This is a genomic window from Staphylococcus sp. HMSC034G07 (genome assembly GCF_001835975.1).
GTDB lineage: Bacteria > Bacillota > Bacilli > Staphylococcales > Staphylococcaceae > Staphylococcus > Staphylococcus ureilyticus.
On record NZ_KV826609.1, the window covers coordinates 396732 to 421842 of the forward strand.

General features: G+C 31.6%; 28 protein-coding genes and 1 other RNA gene. 4 read left to right on the forward strand and 25 right to left on the reverse strand.

The genetic code is table 11. The features are described 5' to 3' along the window. Positions 1 to 29 precede the first annotated feature (29 nt). The 11 genes from HMPREF2586_RS09890 to HMPREF2586_RS09940 form a co-directional block, all read right to left on the reverse strand. Positions 30 to 251 carry a YozE family protein gene (locus HMPREF2586_RS09890; protein ID WP_046208266.1) on the reverse strand — a complete coding sequence of 74 codons (222 nt, stop codon included), beginning with the start codon at positions 249 to 251 and terminating at the stop codon, positions 30 to 32. Continuing rightward, the gene (locus tag HMPREF2586_RS09895) at positions 251 to 754 is read right to left on the reverse strand and encodes a PTS sugar transporter subunit IIA (protein ID WP_046208265.1); all 504 of its coding nucleotides are present in this window, start codon (positions 752 to 754) and stop codon (positions 251 to 253) included. The genes HMPREF2586_RS09890 and HMPREF2586_RS09895 overlap by 1 nt, the downstream gene beginning before the upstream one ends. 14 nt (positions 755 to 768) lie before the next feature. Next, positions 769 to 1197, reverse strand: a complete 429-nt coding sequence (msrB, locus tag HMPREF2586_RS09900) for a peptide-methionine (R)-S-oxide reductase MsrB (RefSeq protein WP_070658543.1) — start codon at positions 1195 to 1197, stop codon at positions 769 to 771. Beyond that, on the reverse strand, positions 1190 to 1717 hold the full coding sequence (gene msrA, locus HMPREF2586_RS09905) for a peptide-methionine (S)-S-oxide reductase MsrA (RefSeq protein ID WP_046208263.1): 528 nt from the start codon (positions 1715 to 1717) through the stop codon (positions 1190 to 1192). The genes msrB and msrA overlap by 8 nt, the downstream gene beginning before the upstream one ends. A gap of 129 nt (positions 1718 to 1846) precedes the next feature. Next, a complete protein-coding gene (locus HMPREF2586_RS09910) occupies positions 1847 to 2686 on the reverse strand; it encodes a DegV family protein (RefSeq protein WP_046208262.1) in 840 nt (279 codons plus the stop codon). Positions 2687 to 2695: 9 nt separating this feature from the next. Further along, complete coding sequence (locus tag HMPREF2586_RS09915) at positions 2696 to 3181, reverse strand: dihydrofolate reductase (protein WP_046208261.1); 486 nt, start codon at positions 3179 to 3181, stop codon at positions 2696 to 2698. 78 nt (positions 3182 to 3259) lie between these two features. Continuing rightward, on the reverse strand, positions 3260 to 4216 hold the full coding sequence (locus tag HMPREF2586_RS09920) for a thymidylate synthase (RefSeq protein WP_046208260.1): 957 nt from the start codon (positions 4214 to 4216) through the stop codon (positions 3260 to 3262). Positions 4217 to 4580: 364 nt separating this feature from the next. Continuing rightward, positions 4581 to 5018 (reverse strand): bacilliredoxin BrxA, encoded by a 438-nt coding sequence (brxA, locus tag HMPREF2586_RS09925; protein WP_046208259.1) that lies wholly within the window; start codon positions 5016 to 5018, stop codon positions 4581 to 4583. Positions 5019 to 5053: 35 nt separating this feature from the next. After that, positions 5054 to 6172 (reverse strand): conserved virulence factor C family protein, encoded by a 1119-nt coding sequence (locus HMPREF2586_RS09930; RefSeq protein ID WP_070658545.1) that lies wholly within the window; start codon positions 6170 to 6172, stop codon positions 5054 to 5056. 19 nt (positions 6173 to 6191) lie between these two features. Continuing rightward, positions 6192 to 6449: a NifU N-terminal domain-containing protein gene (locus HMPREF2586_RS09935; RefSeq protein ID WP_046208257.1), complete on the reverse strand. Its 258-nt coding sequence runs from the start codon at positions 6447 to 6449 to the stop codon at positions 6192 to 6194. Positions 6450 to 6465: 16 nt separating this feature from the next. After that, positions 6466 to 6660, reverse strand: coding sequence for a zinc-finger domain-containing protein (locus tag HMPREF2586_RS09940; RefSeq protein ID WP_046208256.1), 195 nt, complete (start codon positions 6658 to 6660; stop codon positions 6466 to 6468). A gap of 252 nt (positions 6661 to 6912) precedes the next feature. Between HMPREF2586_RS09940 and HMPREF2586_RS09945 the strand changes: the two genes are divergently transcribed. Further along, positions 6913 to 7617 (forward strand): queuosine precursor transporter, encoded by a 705-nt coding sequence (locus HMPREF2586_RS09945; RefSeq protein ID WP_046208255.1) that lies wholly within the window; start codon positions 6913 to 6915, stop codon positions 7615 to 7617. Between the two features lie 92 nt (positions 7618 to 7709). On the opposite strand, the gene HMPREF2586_RS09950 is transcribed toward HMPREF2586_RS09945, so the two are convergent. Then, complete coding sequence (locus tag HMPREF2586_RS09950; protein ID WP_225309918.1) at positions 7710 to 8255, reverse strand: RBBP9/YdeN family alpha/beta hydrolase; 546 nt, start codon at positions 8253 to 8255, stop codon at positions 7710 to 7712. A 170-nt stretch (positions 8256 to 8425) separates the two neighbouring features. On the opposite strand from HMPREF2586_RS09950, the gene HMPREF2586_RS09955 reads away from it, so the two are divergent. Next, positions 8426 to 8836, forward strand: coding sequence for a ribonuclease HI family protein (locus HMPREF2586_RS09955; protein WP_046208253.1), 411 nt, complete (start codon positions 8426 to 8428; stop codon positions 8834 to 8836). 281 nt (positions 8837 to 9117) lie between these two features. Here the strand turns inward: HMPREF2586_RS09955 and HMPREF2586_RS09960 are convergent, their stop codons facing one another. From HMPREF2586_RS09960 to HMPREF2586_RS10000, 9 genes are all read right to left on the reverse strand, one after another. After that, complete coding sequence (locus HMPREF2586_RS09960; RefSeq protein ID WP_064208952.1) at positions 9118 to 9999, reverse strand: 5'-3' exonuclease; 882 nt, start codon at positions 9997 to 9999, stop codon at positions 9118 to 9120. A gap of 15 nt (positions 10000 to 10014) precedes the next feature. Then, complete coding sequence (locus tag HMPREF2586_RS09965) at positions 10015 to 13461, reverse strand: dynamin family protein (RefSeq protein ID WP_070658548.1); 3447 nt, start codon at positions 13459 to 13461, stop codon at positions 10015 to 10017. Positions 13462 to 13692: 231 nt separating this feature from the next. Further along, positions 13693 to 14328: an SDR family oxidoreductase gene (locus HMPREF2586_RS09970; RefSeq protein ID WP_046208250.1), complete on the reverse strand. Its 636-nt coding sequence runs from the start codon at positions 14326 to 14328 to the stop codon at positions 13693 to 13695. A gap of 246 nt (positions 14329 to 14574) precedes the next feature. Further along, complete coding sequence (gene rarD / locus HMPREF2586_RS09975) at positions 14575 to 15480, reverse strand: EamA family transporter RarD (RefSeq protein WP_046208249.1); 906 nt, start codon at positions 15478 to 15480, stop codon at positions 14575 to 14577. Between the two features lie 32 nt (positions 15481 to 15512). Then, entirely contained in the window at positions 15513 to 16646 is a 1134-nt protein-coding gene (locus HMPREF2586_RS09980) for a THUMP domain-containing class I SAM-dependent RNA methyltransferase (RefSeq protein WP_070658551.1), read from the reverse strand. Positions 16647 to 16808: 162 nt separating this feature from the next. Next, positions 16809 to 17182, reverse strand: an RNA gene (rnpB, locus tag HMPREF2586_RS09985) — RNase P RNA component class B. 136 nt (positions 17183 to 17318) lie between these two features. Then, positions 17319 to 17669, reverse strand: a complete 351-nt coding sequence (gene gpsB, locus HMPREF2586_RS09990) for a cell division regulator GpsB (RefSeq protein ID WP_046208247.1) — start codon at positions 17667 to 17669, stop codon at positions 17319 to 17321. Between the two features lie 12 nt (positions 17670 to 17681). After that, on the reverse strand, positions 17682 to 18248 hold the full coding sequence (locus HMPREF2586_RS09995; protein WP_070812731.1) for an SLOG family protein: 567 nt from the start codon (positions 18246 to 18248) through the stop codon (positions 17682 to 17684). Further along, positions 18245 to 18583: a DUF1798 family protein gene (locus tag HMPREF2586_RS10000; RefSeq protein WP_064208949.1), complete on the reverse strand. Its 339-nt coding sequence runs from the start codon at positions 18581 to 18583 to the stop codon at positions 18245 to 18247. Before HMPREF2586_RS10000 ends, HMPREF2586_RS09995 begins: the two co-directional genes overlap by 4 nt. Positions 18584 to 18833: 250 nt before the next feature. Between HMPREF2586_RS10000 and recU the strand changes: the two genes are divergently transcribed. Further along, positions 18834 to 19460, forward strand: coding sequence for a Holliday junction resolvase RecU (gene recU / locus HMPREF2586_RS10005; RefSeq protein ID WP_046208244.1), 627 nt, complete (start codon positions 18834 to 18836; stop codon positions 19458 to 19460). Continuing rightward, positions 19457 to 21667 carry a transglycosylase domain-containing protein gene (locus HMPREF2586_RS10010; protein WP_070658553.1) on the forward strand — a complete coding sequence of 737 codons (2211 nt, stop codon included), beginning with the start codon at positions 19457 to 19459 and terminating at the stop codon, positions 21665 to 21667. The genes recU and HMPREF2586_RS10010 overlap by 4 nt, the downstream gene beginning before the upstream one ends. A 312-nt stretch (positions 21668 to 21979) precedes the next feature. Here the strand turns inward: HMPREF2586_RS10010 and HMPREF2586_RS10015 are convergent, their stop codons facing one another. The 4 genes from HMPREF2586_RS10015 to asnS form a co-directional block, all read right to left on the reverse strand. After that, complete coding sequence (locus HMPREF2586_RS10015; protein WP_064208947.1) at positions 21980 to 22315, reverse strand: YpoC family protein; 336 nt, start codon at positions 22313 to 22315, stop codon at positions 21980 to 21982. 5 nt (positions 22316 to 22320) lie between these two features. Continuing rightward, on the reverse strand, positions 22321 to 22980 hold the full coding sequence (gene nth, locus HMPREF2586_RS10020) for an endonuclease III (RefSeq protein ID WP_046208242.1): 660 nt from the start codon (positions 22978 to 22980) through the stop codon (positions 22321 to 22323). Continuing rightward, the gene (locus HMPREF2586_RS10025; protein ID WP_371090942.1) at positions 22970 to 23644 is read right to left on the reverse strand and encodes a DnaD domain-containing protein; all 675 of its coding nucleotides are present in this window, start codon (positions 23642 to 23644) and stop codon (positions 22970 to 22972) included. Before HMPREF2586_RS10025 ends, nth begins: the two co-directional genes overlap by 11 nt. Positions 23645 to 23749: 105 nt before the next feature. Next, complete coding sequence (asnS, locus tag HMPREF2586_RS10030; RefSeq protein WP_070658557.1) at positions 23750 to 25042, reverse strand: asparagine--tRNA ligase; 1293 nt, start codon at positions 25040 to 25042, stop codon at positions 23750 to 23752. Positions 25043 to 25111: the final 69 nt, after the last annotated feature.

Genomic DNA, 25111 nt, shown 5'->3' on the forward strand with positions numbered 1-25111 from the left:
TACTATATTCTCTCAAATATAAACTAAGACTAAAATTTTAACCATTCAGTATATTCATCATATAAACTATCAAAAACAGACATTGAAACGGTATAACTTCCTTGCATTTCAATGTAATCTGATAGAGCATGAAAATCTTTTTCCTGTCGTGGAAAAGACAAATCATCAAAAATTTCTTCAGCTAATTCGCCTTTTTCGTCTTTTCGACCACGTGCTGTTAATGCAAATTGATAAAATGAATGATCTTTCATTAGTTCATTGTCACATCAATAATTTTAGTTTCACCTTTAGTTACTGATGTTATATCGTCGGCAATTGCCACAGATGACGTGTTATCTGAGTTTGTAACAATTATTGGAGAAATAACTGATTTAGCATTTTCTTTTATATAATCTAAATCAAAACGTAATAATGGGTCTCCCACACTAACAGTATCGCCACTTTCGACTAATACTTCGAAACCTTCTCCGTCAAGTTGTACTGTATCTAAACCAATATGAACAAGTAGTTCAAGTTCATTATCAGCTTGTAAACCAATTGCATGTTTTGTTGGGAAGATATTATCTACTTTACCATTGATTGGAGAAACAACTTCACCATCAGTTGGATTTACTCCAAATCCTTCTCCCATCATTTTTTGCGCAAATACTGGATCTGGGATATCTTCTATTTTCACATATTCTCCAGTAATAGGTGCATATACACTCGTTTCTTTGTCGACTTCTTTACCTTTACCAAATAATTTTTTAAACATGTCTTGTTCGCTCCTTATTTTTCAAAATGTGGTATTAAATCTCCGTAACCTAATTCTTCCAGTTTTTCAAATGGTATAAATTGCACGGCAGCTGAGTTAATACAATATCTTAAACCGCCACTTTCAATTGGACCATCATTGAAAACATGTCCTAAATGGCTGTTCGCATCTTCAGAGCGTACTTCTGTGCGCACCATACCAAATGTTTTGTCAACGAGCTCTATGATTTCATCATCATCTAAAGCTTTTGAGAAACTAGGCCAACCACAGTCTGATTCAAATTTTTCTTCTGAGGTAAATAAAGGTTTACCAGAAATTTTATCAACATAAACCCCTTTTTCAAAATGATTCCAATATTCATTTTGGAAAGGAGGCTCTGTTCCATCTTCTTGAGTTACCAAGTATTCCATTTCTGTTAAATCATTTTTATTTTTCTTAATCATATTGTTTCCCCCAATGTTTTTCTATAAAACTTTTTCTGCCAGAACCACGTTGATATTGCTCATAATGCAATGGATTCTTTTTATAGTAATCTTGATGATAGGATTCAGCAGGATAAAAGTTTTTGTATGGTTTTATGGGTGTAATTACGGGTTTATTAAATATTGCCTGCTCATTTAACTCTTGAATTTTTGCTTCTGCAGCTTTTTTTTGTGCTTCATTATGATAAAAAATAGCTGGTTGATAATGTTCGCCTCTATCAAAAAATTGACCGCCATTATCAGTTGGATCAAATGTTTTAAAATAAACATCTAAAATGTTCTCGAAGGAAGTAATTTCAGAGTTATATGTGATTTGTACTGCTTCTACATGGCCGGTTTGTCCATGACTAACATCTTCATAAGAAGGGTTTTCAACATGTCCACCACTATAGCCAGAAACAACATTTTCAATGCCCGGATAAGAGGTGAACGGTTTTACCAAACACCAGAAACAACCCCCAGCTAATGTCGCATATGCCATGGTATACCTCCTTTTTTATTATCTTGTCATTAAGTTATCATTATTTTCAGTGATAAGCTATTAAATTGTTTTGAAAATTTAACAAATGAAAGAATAATTAAAACGAACCTTAATTTATTATAAATTAGTTTATGATTTTAAAACAACTAGACCTATTGCGCCTTCTCCAGTGTGTGTTGATATTATAGGTGTTGTAACATTTGTATCATATTCAGTGATATTAAATTCTTCGGTAAAATGCTTTTTAATTTTATCCACAAATTCTAAAATATTAGCGTGTGCGATACCGATAGATTTAATTTTTTTATCTCCTAAAAACGTACTGATTTCTTTTTTTAGAAATTGAATACTACCATTTTGAGTACGAGAATTATGAATGAGTTCAATTTTACCATCGTCAAGCGTCCCAATTGGCTTAATTTTCATCATATTACCAATTAATCCTTTCGTTTTACTGATTCTACCGCCTTTGATTAATTGATTTAATTGGCCAATAACAACATATAATTTTATATTACTTTGTAAGTCAGTTATTTTTGAAACAATTTCTTCTGATGAAAAACCTTGGTTATTCCAATCTACAACATGTTGGACTTGATATCCTAATCCAAATGAAATAGATTTTGAATCTATGACAGTTACCGTACTATCTGTCATTTGACTTGCTTGAAGTGCGGTTTGATAAGTACCGCTAAGCCCTGATGTCATGTGGATACTAATGATTTCAGAACCATCTTTGCCTAATTCATCATATAACTCAATAAAATTACCGATAGCTGGTTGACTCGTTTTTACATCAGCATTTTCTTCTAATTTTTTTATATATGCTTCAGAGGAAATGTCGACTTGATCTACATACGACTTACCATCAATAGTTAAATTAAGTGGGATGACATGTATATCATTATCTTTTAAATAAGCATGAGATAAATCTGATGTTGAATCAGTTACAATTTTCATTTTCATTATTCTTTCCTCCTATGTTGTATCTTTACGAACTAAATGTAGAAATGTATGTGGAATCGTATTTTTTTCATCTAATGTTCCCGGAATAGAAGATTCTACTTCCCATTCTTCAAATGTATAAGGTGGAAAGAATGTATCTCCATTATATTTATCTTCAATTACTGTAATATACATATCATCGACTTTATCAATCATTTCTTCAAATAATGTTTGTCCACCAAAAATGAACACATGGCCTGGCAAATTATATATTTCGTCAATTGAATGGATAACATCTACACCGTCATGTGCGAATGATTTATTTCTTGTTAATACTACGTTTTTTCTATTAGGAAGCGGCTTTCCTATAGAATCAAATGTTGCACGGCCCATAACAAGTGTATTGCCAGTGGATAGTTTTTTTACATGCTTTAAATCATTTGGTAAATGCCATGGTAGTTGATTATTTACCCCAATAACACGTTGCTGATCGTGAGCAACAAGTATAGAAAGTGTCATAATTTCCCTCCTAATAGTAATATAATATTATCAGTAAATATATTAAATCATTATTAATACTAATCATTTTTTAAAATTTTATACAGCTATTGGTGCTTTAATTGCTGGATGTGATTCATAATTTACTATTTCTAAATCTTCATAGTTAATGTCGAAAATAGAGTTATCTGAATTTATTTTAAGTTGTGGTGGCGCATAGCTTGTACGAGACAACTGTGTTTCAATAGCTTCCATATGATTTGTATAAATATGAGCATCGCCGAATGTGTGTATAAATTCACCCACCTCTAAACCACATTCTTTAGCAATTAAATGTGTCAGCAAACTGTAACTAGCAATGTTAAATGGTACACCTAAAAAGATATCTGCACTTCTTTGGTATAATTGGCAACTTAATTTCCCATCTTGGACATAAAACTGAAACATTGTGTGACAAGGTGGTAATGCCATAGTATCGATTTCAGTTGGATTCCAAGCTGAGACAATATGGCGTCTTGAATTCGGATGATGTTTAATTTGTTCGATAACAGTTTTTAACTGATCAAAATGATTGCCATTTTTATCTTCCCAATCACGCCATTGTTTGCCATAAACATTTCCTAAATCACCATATTTTTTAGCAAAAGACGCATCATTTAAAATTAGCTCTTTAAATTTACGCATTTCCGCTTTATATTTTTTATTAAATGCCTCATCGGTTTGGGCTCTATGACCAAAGTTTGTCATGTCTGGACCTTTATAATCAACTGAGTTAATATAATTTTCAAACGCCCATTCATTCCATATATTATTATTATATTGGAGTAAATATTTAATATTTGTATCGCCTTTGATAAACCATAGTAATTCAGTTGCAATCAATTTAAATGATACTTTTTTGGTAGTTAGCAATGGGAATCCTTTTGACAAATCAAACCTTAATTGATGTCCGAATTTTGAAATAGTACCTGTATTTGTACGGTCTTCTTTTTGCTTTCCTATTTCTAATATTTCGTTACAAAGATCATGATAGGATTGATCAAATGTATTTAGCATGACGAACACACTCCTTTCAACAGTAAAGTTATTTATAGTTAATCATATTTTAAAATACCAATAATTTAAAGAAATAACCACTAGTAAAGTGAAAATATGAGTGGAATTTGAGAATAAAATATGTATTCAGTTTATGCCTTAATAATATTGGCTGGTTGTTCTAATGATTATGATAAATAATTAGAAGTATTATAAACTTTTTAAATAGTTATAATCAATAAAAGGATGACCTAGAAACTACTCAAAAAACAGTAAAAATATGCTCATTAAATTAATGCATGATAAGTATTAAGGATGTTGTACTTGTTATTAAAGCAATTTAAGGCTGAGACACTTATTTATATCTCAGCCTTGGTCTTATTGATTAATCACAATAATCATCAAATATGTCTTTAATATCCATACAAATATCTTGTATATCTCTACCTTCTATATGTTCTCTTGGCATAAAATGTTTTAATTCTTTTCCTTTAAACAATGCATACGATGGACTGGACGGTACTTGTTGAATAAAAGCGCGCATTTCTTCGGTTGCTTCTTTATCTTGACCGGCAAAAACAGTCACTTTATTTGTTGGTTTTTTTTCATTTTGTTCTGCAACAGTAACTGCAGCAGGTCTTGCCAATCCAGCAGCACAACCACAAGTTGAATTAATCACGACAAAAGTTGTTTCATCCTCAGATACATTATTCATAAAGTTATCAACATCAACAGCAGTTTCTAAACTGTTAAAGTCGTGATTTGTGAGTTCGCTGCGCATTTGTGTTGCGAGTTCATTCATATATGCTTCATAAGCATTCATTTATAACACTCCTATTTCATTTAATGATAGTTTCTTTAGCTATTATTTCGATTTGCAATTTGTTTCCAAACGGAACCTAATGCCTCATCGCCATTTTCAATTCTTGTTATAGCCATTTCGATTTGCAGCTTCACTTCATAGGCTGAATCGTCAGCATGTTCACGAAGTGAATTTAACTGCTCTGGCCCACCTTCATCAAAAATAAACATTGCTGCTCTCCATCTGACTATTTTATGTGGATCGTCTAATGCTTTTTCCATTTCTGGTAATGCTTGTTTGAAACCTAAATCGCTTAAACAATCACCAGCAGTTCTTCTTACTGCAGGGCTTTTATCGTTTAAGCCTTTATAGAGGTATGGGAGTACGATTTCATCTTCAATCATTCCAAGGAGTATAATTGCTTCACGTCTTAATGGTGTTTTCTGTTCATCACTCACGACCTCACCGAGCAACGGTAAATCTTCAATTGTAGGTGTTGGGAATGATTTTAGCATTCTTAATCGTTCTTTCCAACTTTCAGTTGCTTGATATGCTTCCAATGTTACATGTCGGTATTTAGTTTCAGGAATTGTAACGTTGGATGCTAAAGCTTCTTCAACTCGTTTTTGCAATTGATCTTTAGGATAGATTGCCGTTATTTCTTCAACGACGTCTTCCATTACCTCTGAGAGTTCGCCATAGCGTATTCCAAAATCTTCCCATTTACGTTGGAACACAACATTATCATCATCTTTCTGTGCAGCTAACATGCTATCAACATATATTTCAGGTAATTGTTTACGTTGTTCTTCTGGACTTGTCGTTAGTTTAATTTGATAAGGAATACCTTTGAATGTCAAAACCTCTGCTTTTACTTCACCAAAATGTTCATCTGGTTGTGCTTCGGAAGTTATTTCTTGTTCATCATTGAGTGTTGCTGTTACTTTTGGTAAAACATCTTCCCAATCAAATTTTGGTTTTTTATCTACAGCCAAAAAATCCATTACATGAAATATAGATTTAACACCATCAATTGCTAAAACATCATTGATAAAATCAGGTTGCCCTTCTGCGACTGATGAATAAGTATTAGACTGGTTATCTTCTCTTTTTTCACTTAGTACAATTTTCATTGTATTTGGACTTGGTGTAGGTTCAACACGTACTATTTCCATTAAGGCACCCTCCTTATGTTTATATTTCTTCTAGAGCTTTTGTGATGTTTGGTAAAAGTGTATCCCAATCTACTTCTGAATTTTTATCTACAGAAATAAAATTCATTGCTTGAAATATAGATTTAACACCTTCTACATCTAGTACTGCATTGATGAAGTCAGGTTGTCCCTCTTTAACTTTTGTATATGTGTTAGGTTTGTTATCCCCACTATCTATGTTTAAATCAATTTTCATCGTATTTGGATTTGGTGTCGTAGCTATATTTATTATTTCCATAATCGTATGCTCCTTTTTATTGTAATTCATTGCCAATTTGCTTAATTTGTTTTCCGACAGAACATTCATTAATACAAAAATGATGTGCTTGTGTTTTGCCGTTTGTCTTTTTTATATGACGTTTCAATAAACACGCTTTACAATATGTGTTCATTAATTGGTCTATGGCATCAATTGCCTCTTTTTCAGAATAGGTTAGAATACGTTTCACGCTCCTGTACTTCTAAAAATGAATTATAAGTACCCAACTAGTTAATTTATTATAAGATTTGAGACTTGTTGATATTATATCATTTGTAACAACGATTGTTTAATCATTAATATGAAATATAACATTAGTATAAATATTTAAAAATCAGTTGAAGTTTGAACTTGCTTTTTTAATATTTTCTAGTAAAATAATGTAGTTGTTTATTTTGCGGTTTCTAAACACCCGCATTATCAAAATTTAGGAGGAATAAAATTGTTTAATGAAATATTTGGCGTTATTACTTTTTTAGTAACATTCATTTTATTAGTTACTATGTATCGTTTGTTTGGTAAACATGGTTTGATTGCATGGATTGCTATTGGCACCATTATAGCTAATATCCAAGTTATTAAAACAATCGATATTTTTACTATTTCAGCAACCCTGGGAAATGTTATGTTTGCATCTATCTATTTAGCAACTGATATTTTAAATGATATTTACGGACGCAAAATAGCTAAACGTGCAGTTTGGTTAGGTTTTTGTTCGACATTGGTGATGATTATCGTGATGCAATTTTCGCTTCATTTCACACCTTCCCCGGTAGATAATACACAAAAAGCATTAGAATCTATTTTTAATATTGTTCCAAGGATTGCTTTAGGTTCGGTTATAGCATACATTATTGGACAACATTTAGATGTATTACTTTTCTCATTAATCAAAAAAGTGTTTAGTTCAGATAGAACATTTATTATAAGAGCTTATGGTAGTACTATTTTAAGTAATATCGTGGATACTGCGTTATTTGTCATCATTGCTTTTTTAGGTGCAATGCCAAATGAAGCGGTATTTGAAATCTTTATTACAACGTATTTATTAAAAATTGTTTCTACTATCTTTAATGTTCCTTTTGGTTATTGGGCAAAATCAATGTACCGAAAAGGCAAAATACAAAAATTAGATGAAGGTTATTAATGACATGTTTTAATATAACTGAGGAAAAGCCCGTAAATGATTAACAGATAAGTTCATTTACGGGCTTATTTATTTCTGGTGATTTAATATAATTATAATATTTCAATTATCTTTTCTTTTAAGAACTTGAATGTGTGATACCCTTCAGTTTCTAAAAAGTGGCCGTTATGATTTATATAATGTGTATTGACATTTAATTGTTTTGATAATCTATCTGTCGCGTCTATATTCACTACTGGATCATTTAAAGCACCAATTGTAATAATGTGTTGCGCGCATAATTTATCGAGTTTTATACGTGTGTTATCTATATATTGATTTAATTCGGGTATGTTCGATAACTTTTCGTTAAAACCTGAAACTAGAAAAAGGCCTTTTATTTTTGAATGAGGCTTAACAGAAGTTAAATAATGTAATATTGATATGACTCCCAAACTATGTGCAACGATAATAGTTTCTGAATTCAATTTACTTTGAATAATATCATCTATTGCTTGACACCATGAATCAAGTTCAGGATGATCAGAATTTGGTAAGTGTATAATTTCAACATTATAACCATATGCCTCTATTTGTGAGGCTAACCATTGAAACCAATGGCTTTTTGTACTAGCTTGATAGCCATGTATAATAAACATATTTTTCAATTAGATCATCCTTTATTAAATTAATGTTGTGCTTTTTTAACGACGGTAATAGCTTACGTTATATTGATGTATTTTTCCAAGAAAAATGCATCTACATGATTATACTTATTTATGTTCTTTTGATAATATAAAATTAACTTATTAAATTTGAAGGTGAATTTATGGCGAAAATATATTTTGATGCTGCTACAGCAGGCAATCCTGGTCAAAGCGCATGTTCTATCGTTATCATTACTGAGCAAGAACGATTGCATTATGACTGTGATTTAGGAATCTTAGACAATCATAGTGCAGAATGGGCAGCTTTCGTATTTGCATTGGAATGTGCAAAACACCACGGGATTACTACAGCACTCGTATACACTGATTCGAAATTAATAGAAGATAGTATGAACAAAGGACAAGTAAAAAATAAGCAGTTTATAAATTACTTGCTCAAAATAAAATCATTAGAGTCATATTTTGATTTATTGTTTGTTAAATGGGTTCCAAGGAATCAAAATAAAGAAGCAAATCATCATGCCAAAAATGCCTTATATAAAATTACTAAAACAAGAGCAAAAAAGCGTTAAATCAAAACAGTATCTTAACAATTCAAAGTCAGTAGGATATTTGAAAACTTATTATGACGAAAATCAGAAATAGTCCCTTTCTATAGTGAGAAACTTTTAATAGATGATTCTAAACACATTTTTTGAATTTAAACCTTTATTTTAAAATATATGAGTGTGACTACAGGATAGAAGGATATCATTTTTATCTCGTTAAACATGTACGATGAAAAGGATTAGACAATAATTATAAAGGACTCGTACGTATTTATTTAAATACGTATGAGCCCTTTATTTTTTATTTAACTAAAATGTGTAGCTAAGTATTTTCCTGATACATAGAGTTCATGTTCTTTACAAATATTTAGTATTTCAGCTAATTCCGTCCCAAACTTCATGTCGTTTAATAAATCAGAAGTATTAATAGGTACTTCTGTATGAATTTTAGCTAGTGATTTAGAAAGTTTCAAATTGTATAAATTATCTTCTATTTTATGTCTTTGACCAGGTGTCAATTCGTTTAAAGCGTCAATCACTGCTTCAACAGAACCATGATTTTGAATAAGTTTTATAGCAGTTTTTTCACCAATCCCTTTAACACCAGGATAACCATCAGCACTATCTCCCATAAATGCTTTAACATCTATTAATTGTAGCGGATTTAATCCATATTCATTTTGAAATCTGTCTAATGTATAGCGGTTGTATAAGTTAAATCCTTTTTTAGTTAACCAAATTTCAACATTAGGATTAATACATTGTAGAATATCTTTGTCACCAGTGATTACAAAAATTTGATTTTGTTGTGAATATTGATGTGCCAAAGTGCCTATTACATCATCTGCTTCATAATTTTGGACACCAATATTTACAAATCCAAATTGGTTTGATATTTCTTTAACATAATCAAATTGTGGTATCAATTCTTCTGGTGGTGCGGGTCGATTTTGTTTATATCCGTCAAACATTTCATTTCGAAATGTAGATTTACCCATATCCCAACACACAGCCACATGTGAAGGTTGTATTTCGTTTATCGCAGTAAATACATGACGAACAAACCCTTGAACACCGTTTGTAGGAATACCTGATGAATTTCTCATGAATTGTTTGTGTAGGCTAGTTGCGTAAAAATGACGAAACAGTAGAGCCATACCGTCTATTAATAATATCTTTTTGGACATCGTAAGTACCTCTTTCTAAATTAACAACTGAGCTTTTAATTCGCTATTTGTTTCTTGGAGTTGTTTTATTAAAGAATGATCCATTTCAAATGCTAAGAGTTGTTTAATTTGTGTGTGTATATCTTTTTCATACTGATTGAATTTTATTTCTGCATCATTATTCAAATTATTCACGATTTCAATTAATGCTTTTCTTAATTCAGCTATACAAGGTTTAAGTTGTACGAGCGTGTTTTGAGTTATTGTGGTTTGAACTTCATTTTGCATTTTTGGCTGCAAGATGTTCTTTTTCGTTAATGATTTAGGCAAAGCGGAAAGCATTTGACTTAAATCAATTTTTAAATAAGGATCGTCTAGTTCTATATTACTCTTATTAAATTCAGGTTCAATGAAAATGTGTAATTGCTCTAATTTTTGTTTTAAAGGAGCAATTTCTTCATGTATTTGTTGAATGAAATACTTTTTAACACGTTCCACTAGTAAGGATTGTTCTAAATACAATCTTTGATGAATTTGATCTAAGTATTGCTTTGTGGAATGACGTTTTGCTTCGTTAAAGTTGTTGCTCTGTGTCATTTGCCCATTATAAATTGATTTAACTTCATCTAACAACTGAATTTTCAAACGTTCATTGAGGTGATAAATTTGATCTTCAACTTCATTTGAAGCACGCTGCACGGCAATTTGTAATATATTATTATTCAGTAATATTTGATTATGATACTGCTCGAGTTTGTTTTTACGTTGCTTAATTTTAGATTGATTATGCTGTGCGTCTTCTATCATTTGGTCAAATGCTTCTGAAATATTGGTTAATTGTTTCGTCATTTGTTGTTGCAATATATCTTTAGACTCAACTTGAGTAAAATAGTTTATACTATTTTTTAGTTTATCAATTCCTAAGTCTCCTGTTTTTAAAGCTTCTCGACTCGAAACTGCAAAAATGTCCGAATTCATATTTACTTGGTTAAGTGCATCACTTACATAGTTTATGACTGCATTTAAGTCTTCTTCAGTTTCAGCTAAATCAGTTGCATTTATGACCATTTTAAATGCTTGATTTTCACTTAATTGGTTCATTTCTTTCATATGTTCTATAAAGCGTTTGTCATTATCTGTGAATGAATGATTAAAATAACTTACATAAAGTATTAAATCTGAAGAAGTTAAAATCTTTTCTGTTTCATTTGTATGACGTTGATTATTGGAATGTAACCCAAGTGAATCTACGATAACTTTATCTTTCAACCAATCGATAGGTAATTTCAAATGAACTGTATTTACAAAGGTTGCATATTCGTCTTCTGCACTCCATTTTTTTATTTCATCCCGTGCAATGGTATGTGTTAAACCTTGTTCTAGCATTTCTTGATACATCGCATAATGTTTCTCAATCGCATTGATAAATGCTAATTTGTTTTTTTCTAAAGATGCTGTTAGTTTTTTTGTGTTTTGATTTAAAAATGCCTCAATTGAATCAAAAGTTTTATTTTCCAATTCAAATAATTGGTTTAACTCTTCTAAGATTTGCTCAGGTGATTTAAGTGTAATTTGACTTTCTTCACCGTATGTCAGTTCTGTCATTGCTGCTGTTGTAGGATTTGGTGAACTAACAAGATATGCATCGCCTAGTAGTGCGTTGATTAAACTACTTTTTCCAGCACTGAACGTCCCGAAAACACCTATTTTAATGATTTTATGATCTAGGCGTTTCAGTGTATCGTTGATATCTTGTTTTGTTTGTTCGAATAATGGAATATCTTTTATCAAGTTTAATGAATTTTTTATATCTTGAATTGTAGTATCCGTTGTTTTTGTTTTAGTGGTATTAGAACGATTCTGTTTTTGAACTTCTGAATGCTCTGGTTTAGCTTGATATGTGATTTCTTCTCTATCTATTAATTTATCTAGTGAATCATCAATATGAATGTAGTAGTGTCTATAATTTTGTGTTTCAAGTGATTCTCTTAGATTACGCAACTCCATAAATTTAACATAATCATTGTAATCTTCTACTTCTTCTGTGCCAATGTCGTTTGCTTGAGAATGGCTGATTGCTTTCTCAAATAATGGTTCAGTTTCTTTAATAATAAATTGTTTAATAGATTTCATTAAGTCATCTGAAAATGTTAAAACATATTGATTACTAATAGATATTTGCATTTGATACAAATCATCTATGAGATTTGGAGGCATTTGATAGTGTTGGTTTAAAATCGCATCATTTACTTCGGATGAGTTAATAAATCGCGTTAAAAATGACATATCTTCTCTCAAAGGTTGGCGTATTTCTTGATTTACTTTTTCTTGTAATTGCTCAAGTAATTCTTGAAGTCTAATTTGTTGCGTTTCTAATGTTTTTTTCTTTTTATTGAATATGCCGCCTACTTTAAAGTCTTTAGTTTTGCTCTCTAAATAAGTTCTTATTTTTTCTCTAGTATCGTGCGTCATAACATATGCATTGTCGAGAATCGCTTTACGCTTTTGTTTTAAGAAATCATACAATTGATCAGGGTTATTAAGTAACTTCGCTTCTTCACTTACTTGTTGATGTTGTTGAAAGTTTAAATATGCTTGGTCAAAGTCTTCTTCAAATATATCTAGCTCATTTAGAATCGTTTGAATTTCATGTTGTATAAAAGATAGTTGTTCGTCTGTAATAAAATTCACAGTACGCTCCACATAATCCGCCATTGATTCTCTATGTTGATCTTTATCGATGAGATAATCTGAAAGTGCTTGAATTTGGTTGTGTTCATGTTCAAATTTAGAAACATAAAATATTTGATCTAATTTGATTTCCCATTCAGCAATTGATTTTTCAACGCGTTGTTTAAATGTGTCGAATGGAATTTCCGATTCATGATGTTTATCTATTTGGTTGATAACAAAAACGACCGGAACACCAGCATAGTTCAGCTGTTTCATAAATTGAAAATTCATTGCAGATTGAACATGGTTATAGTCTACTGTGTAAAATAAAACATTACTTGTATACATAAATTCTTCAGTACTAGATTGGTGTGTTGATACATTTGAATCAACGCCTGGTGTATCTTGAAGTGTGAACCCTTTATTAAATTTATCAGAAGGAAATTTAATTTCTACAGATTCAACGTCAATATTTTCACGATTCATTTGTTTAACTTCATCGTAGTTTGTTAATAAAGTATATTTTTGGTTGTTCAAATTAGCTATAATACCTGGTTCATCTGATACAGAGACAATTGCTGTGTTACTGGTTGTGGGCACTGGTGAACTTGGTAGTATGCTTTCTTCTAGTAGCATATTGATAAGTGTGGATTTGCCTGCTGAAAAATGGCCGACAAAAGTAGCAGTATACTGTTCTAAAAATATTTTTTTAATGACTTGATTTATAATATGAATCAATCTATGATTGTTTGATTTTTCAACCTCTTTTTTTAATTTATATAGTATATCGAGTTGCTTCGTTTTAGACATGTTATGTATCCCCTTTATTACTTATATGTAATTAATTTCTATTGTATAACAAATTAATGTGCGTCTAAAGTAAGTTAGCAAAATTAAATTGTATTTAGCAATGTTTTATAAGTAGAAATGTAAAAAGTATTTTCCACTTATTGAATGTGACTTAATTTAAAATTAAAAATACCACCTTAACTGGTGGTATTCGCAATCATTAATAAATTAGTCGATTTTACAATTTTATTTTTATTTCCATCTTGGTTTATTAAAATCAGTATTAGGTTTGTTAATACCAATGTTTTCTTTTAAATACAGTTCAGGGTTTTTGGCAATTTGGACTGCAACAGCAGCAACACTTTTTCTGGAAACTTCTGTTCCCTTAAATAATTCATTTTTATGAGTAATCTCATAATCAATTTCGTTAATATCTGATAACCATGCAGGTCTTAAAATAGTATAATCGAGGTTTGAACTTTCAATGATATCAGCTGCTTGTTTATAAATAGGTAAGTGATTATGGATTTGTTTATTTACCCATTCACCAAATTTACCTGGTACCTCATTGTAAATACCAAGAGCCGCTACAAATATTAAACGATCAACGTGATTTTGTTCCATAGCTTTAACAATAGTACTTGCTTCTTTATCTAATTCACCAGAAAGGCTAGCAAATACAATATCTACATCTTCCATTGCACTGTTAACATCCTCGAAGTTTGTAGCATCTCCTTCACGTACACGGATGCGATCTGATGCATAATCAGGTAATCTGTTAGCGTCTCTTAAAAATAATCTCAGCGTATATGAGGTGTTTTCTAAAAAAGAATTAATAGCTGCTTTAGAAATAGCTCCATTTGCCCCTAATATTAATACTCTCGTCATATAATCACTCCATTATAATATATGATTAAAAATAATAGTGTATATAATAAATTTTCGATTGGTTCACTTTTTATCTAATTTTACAATACTACAAATGCATAATTTATACTAATGATATATTTGCGACATTGAATATAATAAAATGACCGATTTGATATGTAAACATGTTTTGAACAATTTCAAAACATAATAAAAATCGTAAAGATAACTTATATAAAGTTACCTATACGGAATTGAAAATATCGTTTAGTGAATAACAGGGTTATTATTCTTTTTAATTTTTACATATTGTGAAATACTATAAATTACAATGCCAACCCAAATAAAAATAAATGTAATAAATTGATCGATGCTAAAAGGTTCTTTGAATAAGAAAATACCTAATACAAACATAATTGTCGGTCCGATATATTGTATAAAACCAGTCAGTGATAGCGGAATTCTACGGGCGCCAGCTGAGAATAGTATAAGTGGAATTGCCGTTACAGCTCCTGAGAAGATTAACCAGAAAGATGAGGTATTATAGCCAAACGTTAAACTACCTTGTTGCCATATGTACCATAGGTATATAATGCCTGCTGGTGCAGTAACAATGCATTCTATTGTAATACTACTGATTGCATCAATCGGTACGATTTTTTTAATCAATCCGTAAATACCAAATGAACATGCTAGTAGTAACGAAATACTAGGGAATACACCGACTCTTATAGTCATATACAAAACACCGATAACTGCAAATCCAATGGCAATCCATTCTAATTTATTAAATCGCTCTTTAAGAAAAATTAACGCTAATAGTATACTTACGAGTGGATTAATGTAGTAGCCTAAACTGGATTGCAATACGTGGCCATTCGTAACAGCCCATATAAAAGTGCCCCAATTAATTGTTATTACATAACCAGCAGCTATGATAGCAATGAGTTGTATAGGATTTGCTATGAGCTGTTGTAAATCACGTTTAAATGGTGCTGTATTGTTAGTGACGACTACCACTATTAACATAAATATCATTGAAAGTATAATTCTAAAAGCTAATATTTCAAAAGCACCAATATCTTCTATTAAATCCCAATATATAGGTAAAATCCCCCATAAAATATATGCACCAAAAGCAAAAAATATGCCTTTTTTAAACTCGTTATTCATTTGTCACACCTCTTTCTGATTGCTCATGCAGTCTATTTTTTAGGTTTTTTACTCCCCCAGTACTGATAGTAAGTACACTCTATATAACCATTAAATAACTTTCGTCTTTTGGTTGCTTTTTGATTAACTAAAAATTCAAATTCATTGTTACTTGTTAAAATATAAGTTGATAAGTAAGGATGCTCCTGCATTAATTGGCCGATATAACGATACATTTCTTCCACTTCTGCTCTATCGCCAATGCGTTCACCATAAGGTGGATTGCCAATCAATGCAACTGGTTCTGCCGACTCAATTGATAAAGTGTTAACATCTTGAACTTTAAAGTTAATAATGTCTGATAAGCCAACCTCTTCAGCATTTCTACGTGCTATTTCTATCATTTCTGGGTCAATATCTGATGCATATATCTTTAAAGGTCTATCATAATTAGCTTGTTGATCAGCTTCATCTCTCAATTCATCGTATAATCTATCAGGCATAATATCCCATGTTTCTGAAACGAAATCTCGATTAAAACCGGGTGCAATATTTTGAGCAATTAAACATGCCTCAATCGCAATCGTTCCAGAACCACAAAATGGATCAATCAATGGTGTATCACCTTTCCAATTTGCTAATTTAATTAAACTAGCAGCAAGTGTTTCCTTTATAGGTGCTTCACCTTGAGCTAGTCTATAACCACGTTTGTTAAGTCCTGATCCAGAAGTATCTATTGTCAGTAGTGCTTTATCCTTTAATAGAGATACTTCCACTGGATATTTAGCTCCCGATTCATCTAGCCACCCTTTTTCTTTATAAGCAGATTTTAAACGCTCTACTATTGCTTTTTTAACGATTGCTTGGCAATCTGGCACACTATACAAAGTAGATTTTACACTACGACCTTGTACTGGAAAGTTTCCTTCTTTTTCGATGATTGTTTCCCAAGGGAGTTCTTTTGTCTTTTCAAATAATTCATCAAATGTTGTTGCATTAAATTGTCCAACAACAATCTTTATTCTATCAGCAGTTCTTAACCATAAATTACATTTAACTATTGCTGCTTCATCACCTTCGAAAAAGATTTTGCCGTTTTCTACTGTTGTTGTATAACCAAGTTCTTGAATTTCCTTAGAAACAACTGCTTCTAACCCCATTGGGCACACAGCTAATAATTGATACATTGTTTTGCTCCTTTTTTAAGTGGATTTAATTTTATTTTATCAAAAGTTATTTTAAATAGATATGACCTTACTTCTGTTCTGGATTATATTATGGCTTTATGTTAATTTTAAACATTAAAAAAGCTCTCCTAATTGGGAGAGCTTGGGGTCTAGTAATGATGTTTCTATAAGCCATGTTTTGTACCTTTGTACTGCCAACGTGTACTAGTTACACTCGTACGCTGGTGGTAACCATCTGTCTACATACTTTTAAAGTATGCCTTATTTATACGTTGAATTCCGTTAAATAAGTGCTCCTACCTAATTTGGATTGCTCACTCGAGGGGTTTACCGCGTTCCACCTTTTATATTTCTATAAAAGCTACGTCACTGTGGCACTTTCAAACTATTTTAACCGTATCTAAAGACTTAGGTTATTTCGTTGCCGTCAACTTAATGCCTTGACTTATTGTTTCATCAAGCACGAACACTACAATCATCTCAGATTGTGTGAGCATGGACTTTCCTCTATATCGCTATAGCGATTACCCAAAACACCATCTTTAAGAGTATATCATTTTTCAAAGATCAGAACAAATAAAAATAAGATAAGTTTTGAGAAAAACAAAACTTATCTTTATGTACGCAATTATAACTACTTGGACATCGCATTTGTTATGATTGCTTGTTTTATTATTTACCAAAAACTGCTTTTTCTAAGTTTGAAATTCTTTTTAGTATATCGACATTGTTATTATTAGTAGCATTGCTTGCAGCATTCCCATTTGCTGAAAAGTTTTTGTTTTCTTGTGGTCTTGAAGTAGCCACACGCAATCTCAATTCTTCTAGTTCTTTTTTTAGTTTATTGTTTTCTTCGGAAAGTTTAACAACTTCATTATCTAAATCTGCCATCTTTTGATAATCTGCTATGATGTCGTCTAAGAAAGCATCCACTTCTTCCCTTCTATAACCACGTGTCATAGTTTTTTCAAAATCTTTTTCATAAATATCTTTAGCTGATAGTTTTAATGAAACATCTGACATATTTTTTCCACCTCATTCGAAACTTTGTTCTTGAGACCACTGTAAATCGTTGATAAATTCTGTTAATTCATCAAACGAAACAATGTCACAAGTATAATTTGTTTTTTCCATAAAATCAACTAACATTTGCTTAAAGTATTTTGGACTAGCTTCTTGTTCTTCATCATATATTAGTAATGTTTGATCTGTATGGTCGAGCATAAATTGATCTGTTTGTTTAAATTGGTGTGGTCCCACATATGATGTATGAAATACACTATCTACAAAATCAGCATGCTGTACAATGTGATTATATTTTGCTTGATTCTGTTCATTCCATCTATCTGTGTGGCCATAAAATGGTGTAACGACACCAAGTTTAAAATCAGGATATGTTTCTTTTAAATCAATTACTACTTCAGCAGTCCATAATTCTATACCCATCTGTCCTTGTATTAATACCCATTCAAGTCCTTCTTCAATCAATGATTTTAATTTATGTGCTATAAATTTTTTTAAATATGAAACTTCAGGTGCGTCATCTTTAAAGATATTAAGTTCAAATGACTTGTAGCCAGTCACATAAATTGTCTTTATCATAATTTAGCATCACTTCTTTGTATATAACTTAAATCGTATTGTACTGCCTTGACTTTTTCAGTAAATAATTTCCGGCTAGTCCTTTTAAAATGACATTCAACGGACAGTGATTCAATATTTGAAATAAGTAAATCAAATTTTTTCTTATTCATATAGGATAATCTTAGTATTTTAGGTTCGAAGGTGCTAAACGTTTCTAACAGATTATCTATGTAACTCGTAAATGGAACAACATCTTTGTAAAAGTCATAATCTATATCTTTCGATTTGACTGTTTCGTATCTATTTTGCATCTTTTGTACATCATTTAAGAGTTGGGTAATTAATTGTTGCATGAAGTTTCCTCCTACATATTAAATTTACCATAAATGAATTTGATAGTCATTTGAGAAACAACGAACTTACATTTATGTCATATTATAGGCTTATTTATAGGGAAATATTGTTTAATTGAGAAAAGCACGTTAAAATAAATATTGATGTATGTACAGATACATTGCTTTATATTTCATAGTTTGGAAAAAATGACTGTTTTCATGTATAATGGAAAAAGTTTTTGAAACCAAATTAAAGTGGTGAAAAACAATGAATTATCCAAATGGGAAACCATTTTACGGAAATAAGTCTCAAGTCGGACGAACTTATAAGGATGATAAGAGTAAAATAAATTATGGTGGCAGAGGTATGTCACTTGAGAGCGATATTGAATTATCTAATACGCACTATTTGAAACTTGGGCAAGCTGTTATACATAAAAAGCCCACCCCCGTTCAAATAGTTAATGTTCATTATCCTATGAGAAGTAAGGCGGTAATTAATGAGGCTTATTTCCGAACGCCTTCGACTACTGATTACAATGGTATTTATAAAGGGCACTATTTAGATTTTGAAGCGAAAGAAACTAAAAATAAAACTTCATTTCCATTGAATAATATGCATGAGCACCAAGTGATACACATGGATGCTTGTTATGATCAAGGAGGTATTGTTTTTTTATTAATTCGCTTTAAATTATTAGATGAAGTTTATTTATTGCCTTATTGCAAATTTAAATATTATTGGCATCGGTACAAAAAAGAAATTAAAAAGTCGATTACGGTTGAAGAAATTAGAAAAAATGGTTACTATATTCCTTATCAGTATCAACCAAGATTGAATTACCTCAAAGCAGTTGATAAGTTGATATTAGATGAAAGTGAGGACCGCGTATGACGGAGAAAAAAAGGACTTCTGATTCAAAAAAGAATGATAAGTCCGGAGAAAAAAAGAATAGGAATATAAAAAGAACGATTATTAAGATAATCGGATTTCTCATCATAGCCTTCATTGTTCTAGCATTAATTGGTATTTTGTTATTTGCATATTATGCTTGGAAAGCACCAGCATTTACAGAATCAAAATTACAAGATCCAATTCCTGCTAAAATATATGATAAAGATGGCGATTTGATTAAAACGATTGATAATGGGCAAAGACGTGAACATGTTGATTTAGATGAAGTACCTAAAAACATGAAAGCAGCTGTCTTGGCTACAGAAGATAATCGTTTCTATGACCATGGTGCACTTGACTATAAACGTTTGTTTGGTGCAGTGGCTAAAAACTTTACGGGAGGATTTGGTTCACAAGGTGCATCGACATTGACTCAACAGGTAGTTAAACGTTCATTCTTAACGGATCAAAAATCAATTGCCCGTAAAGCACAAGAAGCTTACCTATCATATAGACTTGAACAAGAATATAGTAAAGATGAAATATTTGAGATGTATTTAAATAAAATTTACTATTCTGACAGTGTTTATGGTGTGAAGGCTGCAGCTAAATATTATTTTGATAAAGATTTAAAAGATTTAAATTTAGCTGAATCGGCTTATCTTGCTGGTTTACCACAAGTTCCGAATACTTATAATATCTATGATCATCCAAAAGAAGCAGAATCACGTAAAGATACTGTTTTATACTTAATGGAATATCATAATCGTATTACTAAGAAGCAAAAAGAAGAAGCACAAAATACATCATTAGAAGATAATTTAGTAAAACGTGATTCGGAAGAACGTCAAGTTAGTGATAAAAGTTCAAATCCTGAATACGATTCTTATGTTAACTTCGTAAAATCTGAATTAATGAATAATAAAGCATTCAAAGGTAAAGATTTAGGAGAAGTTCTTAACAGTGGTGTTAAAATCTACACAAATATGGACAAAGACGTACAACAAACGCTTCAAGATCGTGTAGATAATGGTGGTTACTATAAAAACGAAGACCAACAAGTTGGTGCTTCTATCGTAGACAGTGAATCTGGCGGATTAGTGGCAATATCAGGTGGTAGAAACTATAAAGATATTGTTGATAGAAACTTAGCTACAGATGCACACCCTACTGGTTCATCATTAAAACCATTCTTAGCTTATGGCCCTGCTATAGAAAATATGAATTGGGCTACGAACCACGCAATTCAGGATGAAGAAGCATATCAAGTTGATGGTGTTACATTTAGAAACTATGATACTAAAGGTCACGGCGAGGTTAAATTGTATGACGCTTTACGTCAAAGTTTCAACATTCCAGCATTAAAAGCATGGCAATCTTCAAAAGAGAACGCTGGAAATGACGCACCAAAAGATTTCGCAAATAAAGTAGGTTTGGAATATGAAGGAGATATTGGACCTTCTGAAGTATTAGGTGGTTCATCATCAGAATTCTCTCCTACTCAATTAGCATCTGCTTTTGCATCAATTGCAAATGGTGGCGAATATAATAATGCGCATTCTATTAAAAAAGTAGAAAAAGAAGATGGGGAAACAATTAATTACGATCACACAAGTAAGAAAGCAATGAAAGATTCCACTTCTTATATGCTTGCAGAAGTACTTAAAGGTACATTTGAAGCATATGGTTCTGCATATGGCCACGGTATATCTGGTGTAAATGTTGCAGCCAAAACTGGTACAGGTACTTATGGTGATCAAACTTATCAACAATATGGTTTACCTGACGATGCTGCAAAAGATGTATGGATGAATGGTTTCACGCCAAAATACAGCATGTCTGTGTGGATGGGCTTCAAAGAAGTTAAACAAGGCGGCGTAAATTCATTTGTTGGTCATGACGAACAAGAATATCCGCAATATTTATTCGAGGATGTAATGAGTAATATCTCACCAAGAGACGGCAAGGACTTTAGTAAACCTGACTCAGTAAATGGTGATAGTAAAGACAGCCTATCTGTTGCAGGACATCCTGATGACAACACAACAAGTAATAAGCCTCGAGGACAAGGTGGAAGCAGCAGCAGTAGTAGTAATAATAATAGCGGTGGTAGCAATAATAACAACAACAATAACAATAATGCATCATCAGCTAGCTCGAACAGTAATAATGCAAATAATTCTACTGGTTTATCAAGAGCACAATAGTGTCCAAATAAATTTTTGAACAAGTAACTAAGTGCTTAATAAACACTTGATTATCATTATTCTTTACTAACAAATAAACGCCAATTTCTATTGAAATATTATAGAAATTGGCGTTTTCTTTATTTTATAGAGTTTTCGTAACTAATTGAAGATTGATGGCTTTGTATGAGTGAGCAACTGACTATCAAGTATTGAGCTTTCGCTCATGCATAAGTCCCATTAACCCAACAAGTTGGGAAGTGGTTTTAAGGATTACCTGAGCTTCTGCTCATGCATAAGTCCCACTAACCCAACAAGTTGGGAAGTGGGACTTTAAGGATTACCTTTGTTTTTTCTACGTATTTGATAGGATGCATTCATTTTTATTAATTCTGATTTGACTGTCTTCATTTGACTGTAACCCATAAAATGGTATTTACGGGCAAGCATATATTGATAACGCTCTTTAAAATTCATTGGTACAACTGGATAATCGTTTAATTGTTCAAAATCAATCGTATGAATGTGATTGATTTGTTTAAAAAAAGACTCAATCATATCAAAGTATTTATCAATTAATACCTTGGCTTCAGAAGAATTTAATTTCTTCTGTTTAGAAAATAAATCTATTTGTTCTTCTAATTGTTTAAACGCTTCTTTTGAAATCAATTGTGTCACACTTCTTTCAAACTGGCTTTATATCTTTTTTGCCCTTCCCTACATTCATTAAATAAGGGGCATATATCACATTTAGGGCTACGTGCTAAACAGTGATAGCGTCCGAAGAAAATAAGTTGATGATGTGTTTTATTCCAACGTTCTCTAGGTACGACTTTGCACAATTTATCTTCTACTTGTCTAACATTATCTTTCCACCTACAAATGCCTAAACGTTTAGCTACACGTTCTACATGAGTATCTACTGCAAGTGAAGGCTCATTAAAAGCAACACTCATCACTACGTTTGCTGTTTTACGCCCCACTCCAGCTAGACTTTCAAGTTCGGCATGTGTTTGCGGAATCACCCCGTCGAATTTATTTAGTAATGACGCACATAATTTTTGAATGTTTTTAGCTTTATTTCTGTATAAACCAATGGTACGCAGATCATTTTCTAATTCTGATATATCTACATTTAGATAGTCTTCAGGTGTTTTGTATTTTTTGAAAAGCTCTCTAGTGAGTTTATTTACAGAAACATCTGTAGTTTGTGCTGATAATAGTACCGCAATTGTTAGTTCAAATGGGTTATCATGTACGAGTTCACATTCAGCGTTTGGGAACATATTAGCAATGACATCGATCATTTCTAAAGCTTTTTTATTACTTATCATCTTGATTCTCCTCATTTAGCCAATCAAATTTAGGCACTTTTTTAACAGTATGTTTCATTTTAGGTTGGTTAAACTGTTGACTTATTTTTTTGGAATCCTCAATGGTTTTTACATTATTTTTTTTCCAATTTAATAAAATTCGATCAATGTATTTAAAACTCATTTTGTTCTGACTTTGCGCTTCATCTAATGCTGCTTGAATCACACTTAAGTCGTGTTTATCTATGTCTAACCATTGGTTTAATGTCTCGATTTCATACGGTGATAATGGTCTACCAAAAGCTTGCTCAATCTGTTGGAAAAGTTTATTGAATTCAAGTTCAACTTGTTTTTGGTTACTATTATTATTAACGTGTTGCATAATATCATTTAGTTTATGATAGAACTGATCGAGATTCATATATTCAGTGAATTTACCTTCTTCGTCTTTGTTAACATTTAACTCTAATAAATCACGTTGAATAAGATTTTGTATAATAGCAGTAATTTCTCTAGAATCTAGTGATGTACCTTTTTGTAAAGATTCAATGGATGGTTGTTTATTGGTCGTTTCCGACGCGTAAATTAATTTTATTAAGATAACTAATTCACGCTCATTGATACCTAATTCATTATAATGATCTAGTAATTCTTTGCGAATTACAACAGGTCTAGTTTTAAGCATATCGATATTCAAAAGCACCCCTCCTTATCATGTGTAAATATTATAAAAAAGTCCAGCCGTAAAATAGACTGGACGTAGTTTAGGTAGTTTCTTGTATTGATAATATTATGGATATAGTCGATTTAATAAACGAGGGAATGGTGCAGTTTCACGAACATGCTCTACACCCGATAGCCATGCGACTGTTCTTTCTAGACCTAAACCGAATCCACTGTGAGGTACACTACCATAACGACGTAAATCTAAATAGTAACTATAACTTTCAGGGTCTAATTCAAATTCATCGATACGTTGTTCTAATAATGCAAGGTCATTGATACGTTCAGAACCACCGATTATTTCTCCATATCCTTCGGGTGCTATTAAATCTGCACACAACACTGTATCCTCATTATCTGGATTTGGTTGCATATAGAAAGGTTTGATTTTTGTTGGATAATTTGTAATAAATACAGGTAAATCGTAATGATTTGCAATTGCAGTTTCATGAGGCGCACCAAAGTCTTCTCCCCATTCGATATCATCAAAGCCTTGTTCTTTCAAGAATTCAACTGCATCATCATATGTGATACGTGGGAAAGGCGTTGTAACTTTTTCAAGCTTTTCAGTGTCACGTTCTAAAATATTTAATTCTAATTTGCAATTTTCTAGTACTGATTTAACAACATGTGTCACATATTGTTCTTGAATTTCTAGGCTTTCGTTATGATCGCAAAACGCTTTTTCAGCCTCTATCATCCAAAATTCAATTAAATGACGGCGTGTTTTAGATTTTTCTGCACGGAATGTAGGTCCAAATGAAAATACTTTACCATGAGCCATTGCAGCTGCTTCTAAATAGAGTTGACCACTTTGAGATAAAAAAGCATCTTGATCAAAATATTTAGTATGGAATAGTTCACTTGTACCTTCTGGTGCACTAGCTGTTAAAATAGGTGGATCTATTTTGGTAAACCCAGTATTATTAAAGAATTCATATGTTGCACGAATAATTTCGTTTCTTATTTTCATAACTGCATGTTGTTTTTTTGAACGTAACCAAAGGTGACGATGATCCATTAAGAATTCTGTACCATGGTTTTTCGGTGTGATTGGGTAATCATGAGCTTCTGCAATGATTTCAATAGATTTCACTTGGATTTCATAACCTAAATCAGAACGATTATCTTCTGAAATAACGCCAGTAATATATAATGAAGTTTCTTGCGTAATATCTTTAGCTAACTGAAAAGTATCTTCATCTACATCAGCTTTTACTACGACACCTTGCATAAAGCCAGTACCATCTCTTAACTGCAAGAATGCAATTTTACCACTTGAACGTTTATTCGTTAACCAAGCACCTATCGTTACTTCTTGGTTAATGTAATGTTTTGCTTCTTTTATCGTTGTTTTCATAACCAAACTCCTAATATTTTTGTAGTCTTCTTTTATTAATCCTTATACATTTTAACAAAATCAAGGTAC

What these genes read in the sequence shown, in the direction of transcription:
- gpsB (WP_046208247.1), bottom strand. Translation starts at nt 17,669, where the DNA reads ATGTCAGATGTTTCATTAAAACTATCAGCTAAAGATATTTATGAAAAA.
- asnS (WP_070658557.1), bottom strand. Translation starts at nt 25,042, where the DNA reads ATGAAAACAACGATAAAAGAAGCAAAACATTACATTAACCAAGAAGTA.
- HMPREF2586_RS10025 (WP_371090942.1), bottom strand. Translation starts at nt 23,644, where the DNA reads ATGCTTAAAACTAGACCTGTTGTAATTCGCAAAGAATTACTAGATCAT.
- msrA (WP_046208263.1), bottom strand. Translation starts at nt 1,717, where the DNA reads ATGGCATATGCGACATTAGCTGGGGGTTGTTTCTGGTGTTTGGTAAAA.
- HMPREF2586_RS10010 (WP_070658553.1), top strand. Translation starts at nt 19,457, where the DNA reads ATGACGGAGAAAAAAAGGACTTCTGATTCAAAAAAGAATGATAAGTCC.
- recU (WP_046208244.1), top strand. Translation starts at nt 18,834, where the DNA reads ATGAATTATCCAAATGGGAAACCATTTTACGGAAATAAGTCTCAAGTC.
- HMPREF2586_RS09920 (WP_046208260.1), bottom strand. Translation starts at nt 4,216, where the DNA reads ATGCTAAATACATTTGATCAATCCTATCATGATCTTTGTAACGAAATA.
- HMPREF2586_RS09970 (WP_046208250.1), bottom strand. Translation starts at nt 14,328, where the DNA reads ATGACGAGAGTATTAATATTAGGGGCAAATGGAGCTATTTCTAAAGCA.
- HMPREF2586_RS09955 (WP_046208253.1), top strand. Translation starts at nt 8,426, where the DNA reads ATGGCGAAAATATATTTTGATGCTGCTACAGCAGGCAATCCTGGTCAA.
- HMPREF2586_RS09890 (WP_046208266.1), bottom strand. Translation starts at nt 251, where the DNA reads ATGAAAGATCATTCATTTTATCAATTTGCATTAACAGCACGTGGTCGA.
- HMPREF2586_RS09915 (WP_046208261.1), bottom strand. Translation starts at nt 3,181, where the DNA reads ATGACACTTTCTATACTTGTTGCTCACGATCAGCAACGTGTTATTGGG.
- rarD (WP_046208249.1), bottom strand. Translation starts at nt 15,480, where the DNA reads ATGAATAACGAGTTTAAAAAAGGCATATTTTTTGCTTTTGGTGCATAT.
- brxA (WP_046208259.1), bottom strand. Translation starts at nt 5,018, where the DNA reads ATGAATGCTTATGAAGCATATATGAATGAACTCGCAACACAAATGCGC.
- HMPREF2586_RS10000 (WP_064208949.1), bottom strand. Translation starts at nt 18,583, where the DNA reads ATGCAACAATTAATTACCCAACTCTTAAATGATGTACAAAAGATGCAA.
- HMPREF2586_RS09995 (WP_070812731.1), bottom strand. Translation starts at nt 18,248, where the DNA reads ATGATAAAGACAATTTATGTGACTGGCTACAAGTCATTTGAACTTAAT.
- HMPREF2586_RS09930 (WP_070658545.1), bottom strand. Translation starts at nt 6,172, where the DNA reads ATGGAAATAGTACGTGTTGAACCTACACCAAGTCCAAATACAATGAAA.
- msrB (WP_070658543.1), bottom strand. Translation starts at nt 1,197, where the DNA reads ATGATTAAGAAAAATAAAAATGATTTAACAGAAATGGAATACTTGGTA.
- HMPREF2586_RS09980 (WP_070658551.1), bottom strand. Translation starts at nt 16,646, where the DNA reads ATGTATCAATTATTAGCTGTGTGCCCAATGGGGTTAGAAGCAGTTGTT.
- nth (WP_046208242.1), bottom strand. Translation starts at nt 22,980, where the DNA reads ATGATAAGTAATAAAAAAGCTTTAGAAATGATCGATGTCATTGCTAAT.
- HMPREF2586_RS09935 (WP_046208257.1), bottom strand. Translation starts at nt 6,449, where the DNA reads ATGGAAATAATAAATATAGCTACGACACCAAATCCAAATACGATGAAA.
- HMPREF2586_RS09965 (WP_070658548.1), bottom strand. Translation starts at nt 13,461, where the DNA reads ATGTCTAAAACGAAGCAACTCGATATACTATATAAATTAAAAAAAGAG.
- HMPREF2586_RS09950 (WP_225309918.1), bottom strand. Translation starts at nt 8,255, where the DNA reads ATGTTTATTATACATGGCTATCAAGCTAGTACAAAAAGCCATTGGTTT.
- HMPREF2586_RS09960 (WP_064208952.1), bottom strand. Translation starts at nt 9,999, where the DNA reads ATGTCCAAAAAGATATTATTAATAGACGGTATGGCTCTACTGTTTCGT.
- HMPREF2586_RS09895 (WP_046208265.1), bottom strand. Translation starts at nt 754, where the DNA reads ATGTTTAAAAAATTATTTGGTAAAGGTAAAGAAGTCGACAAAGAAACG.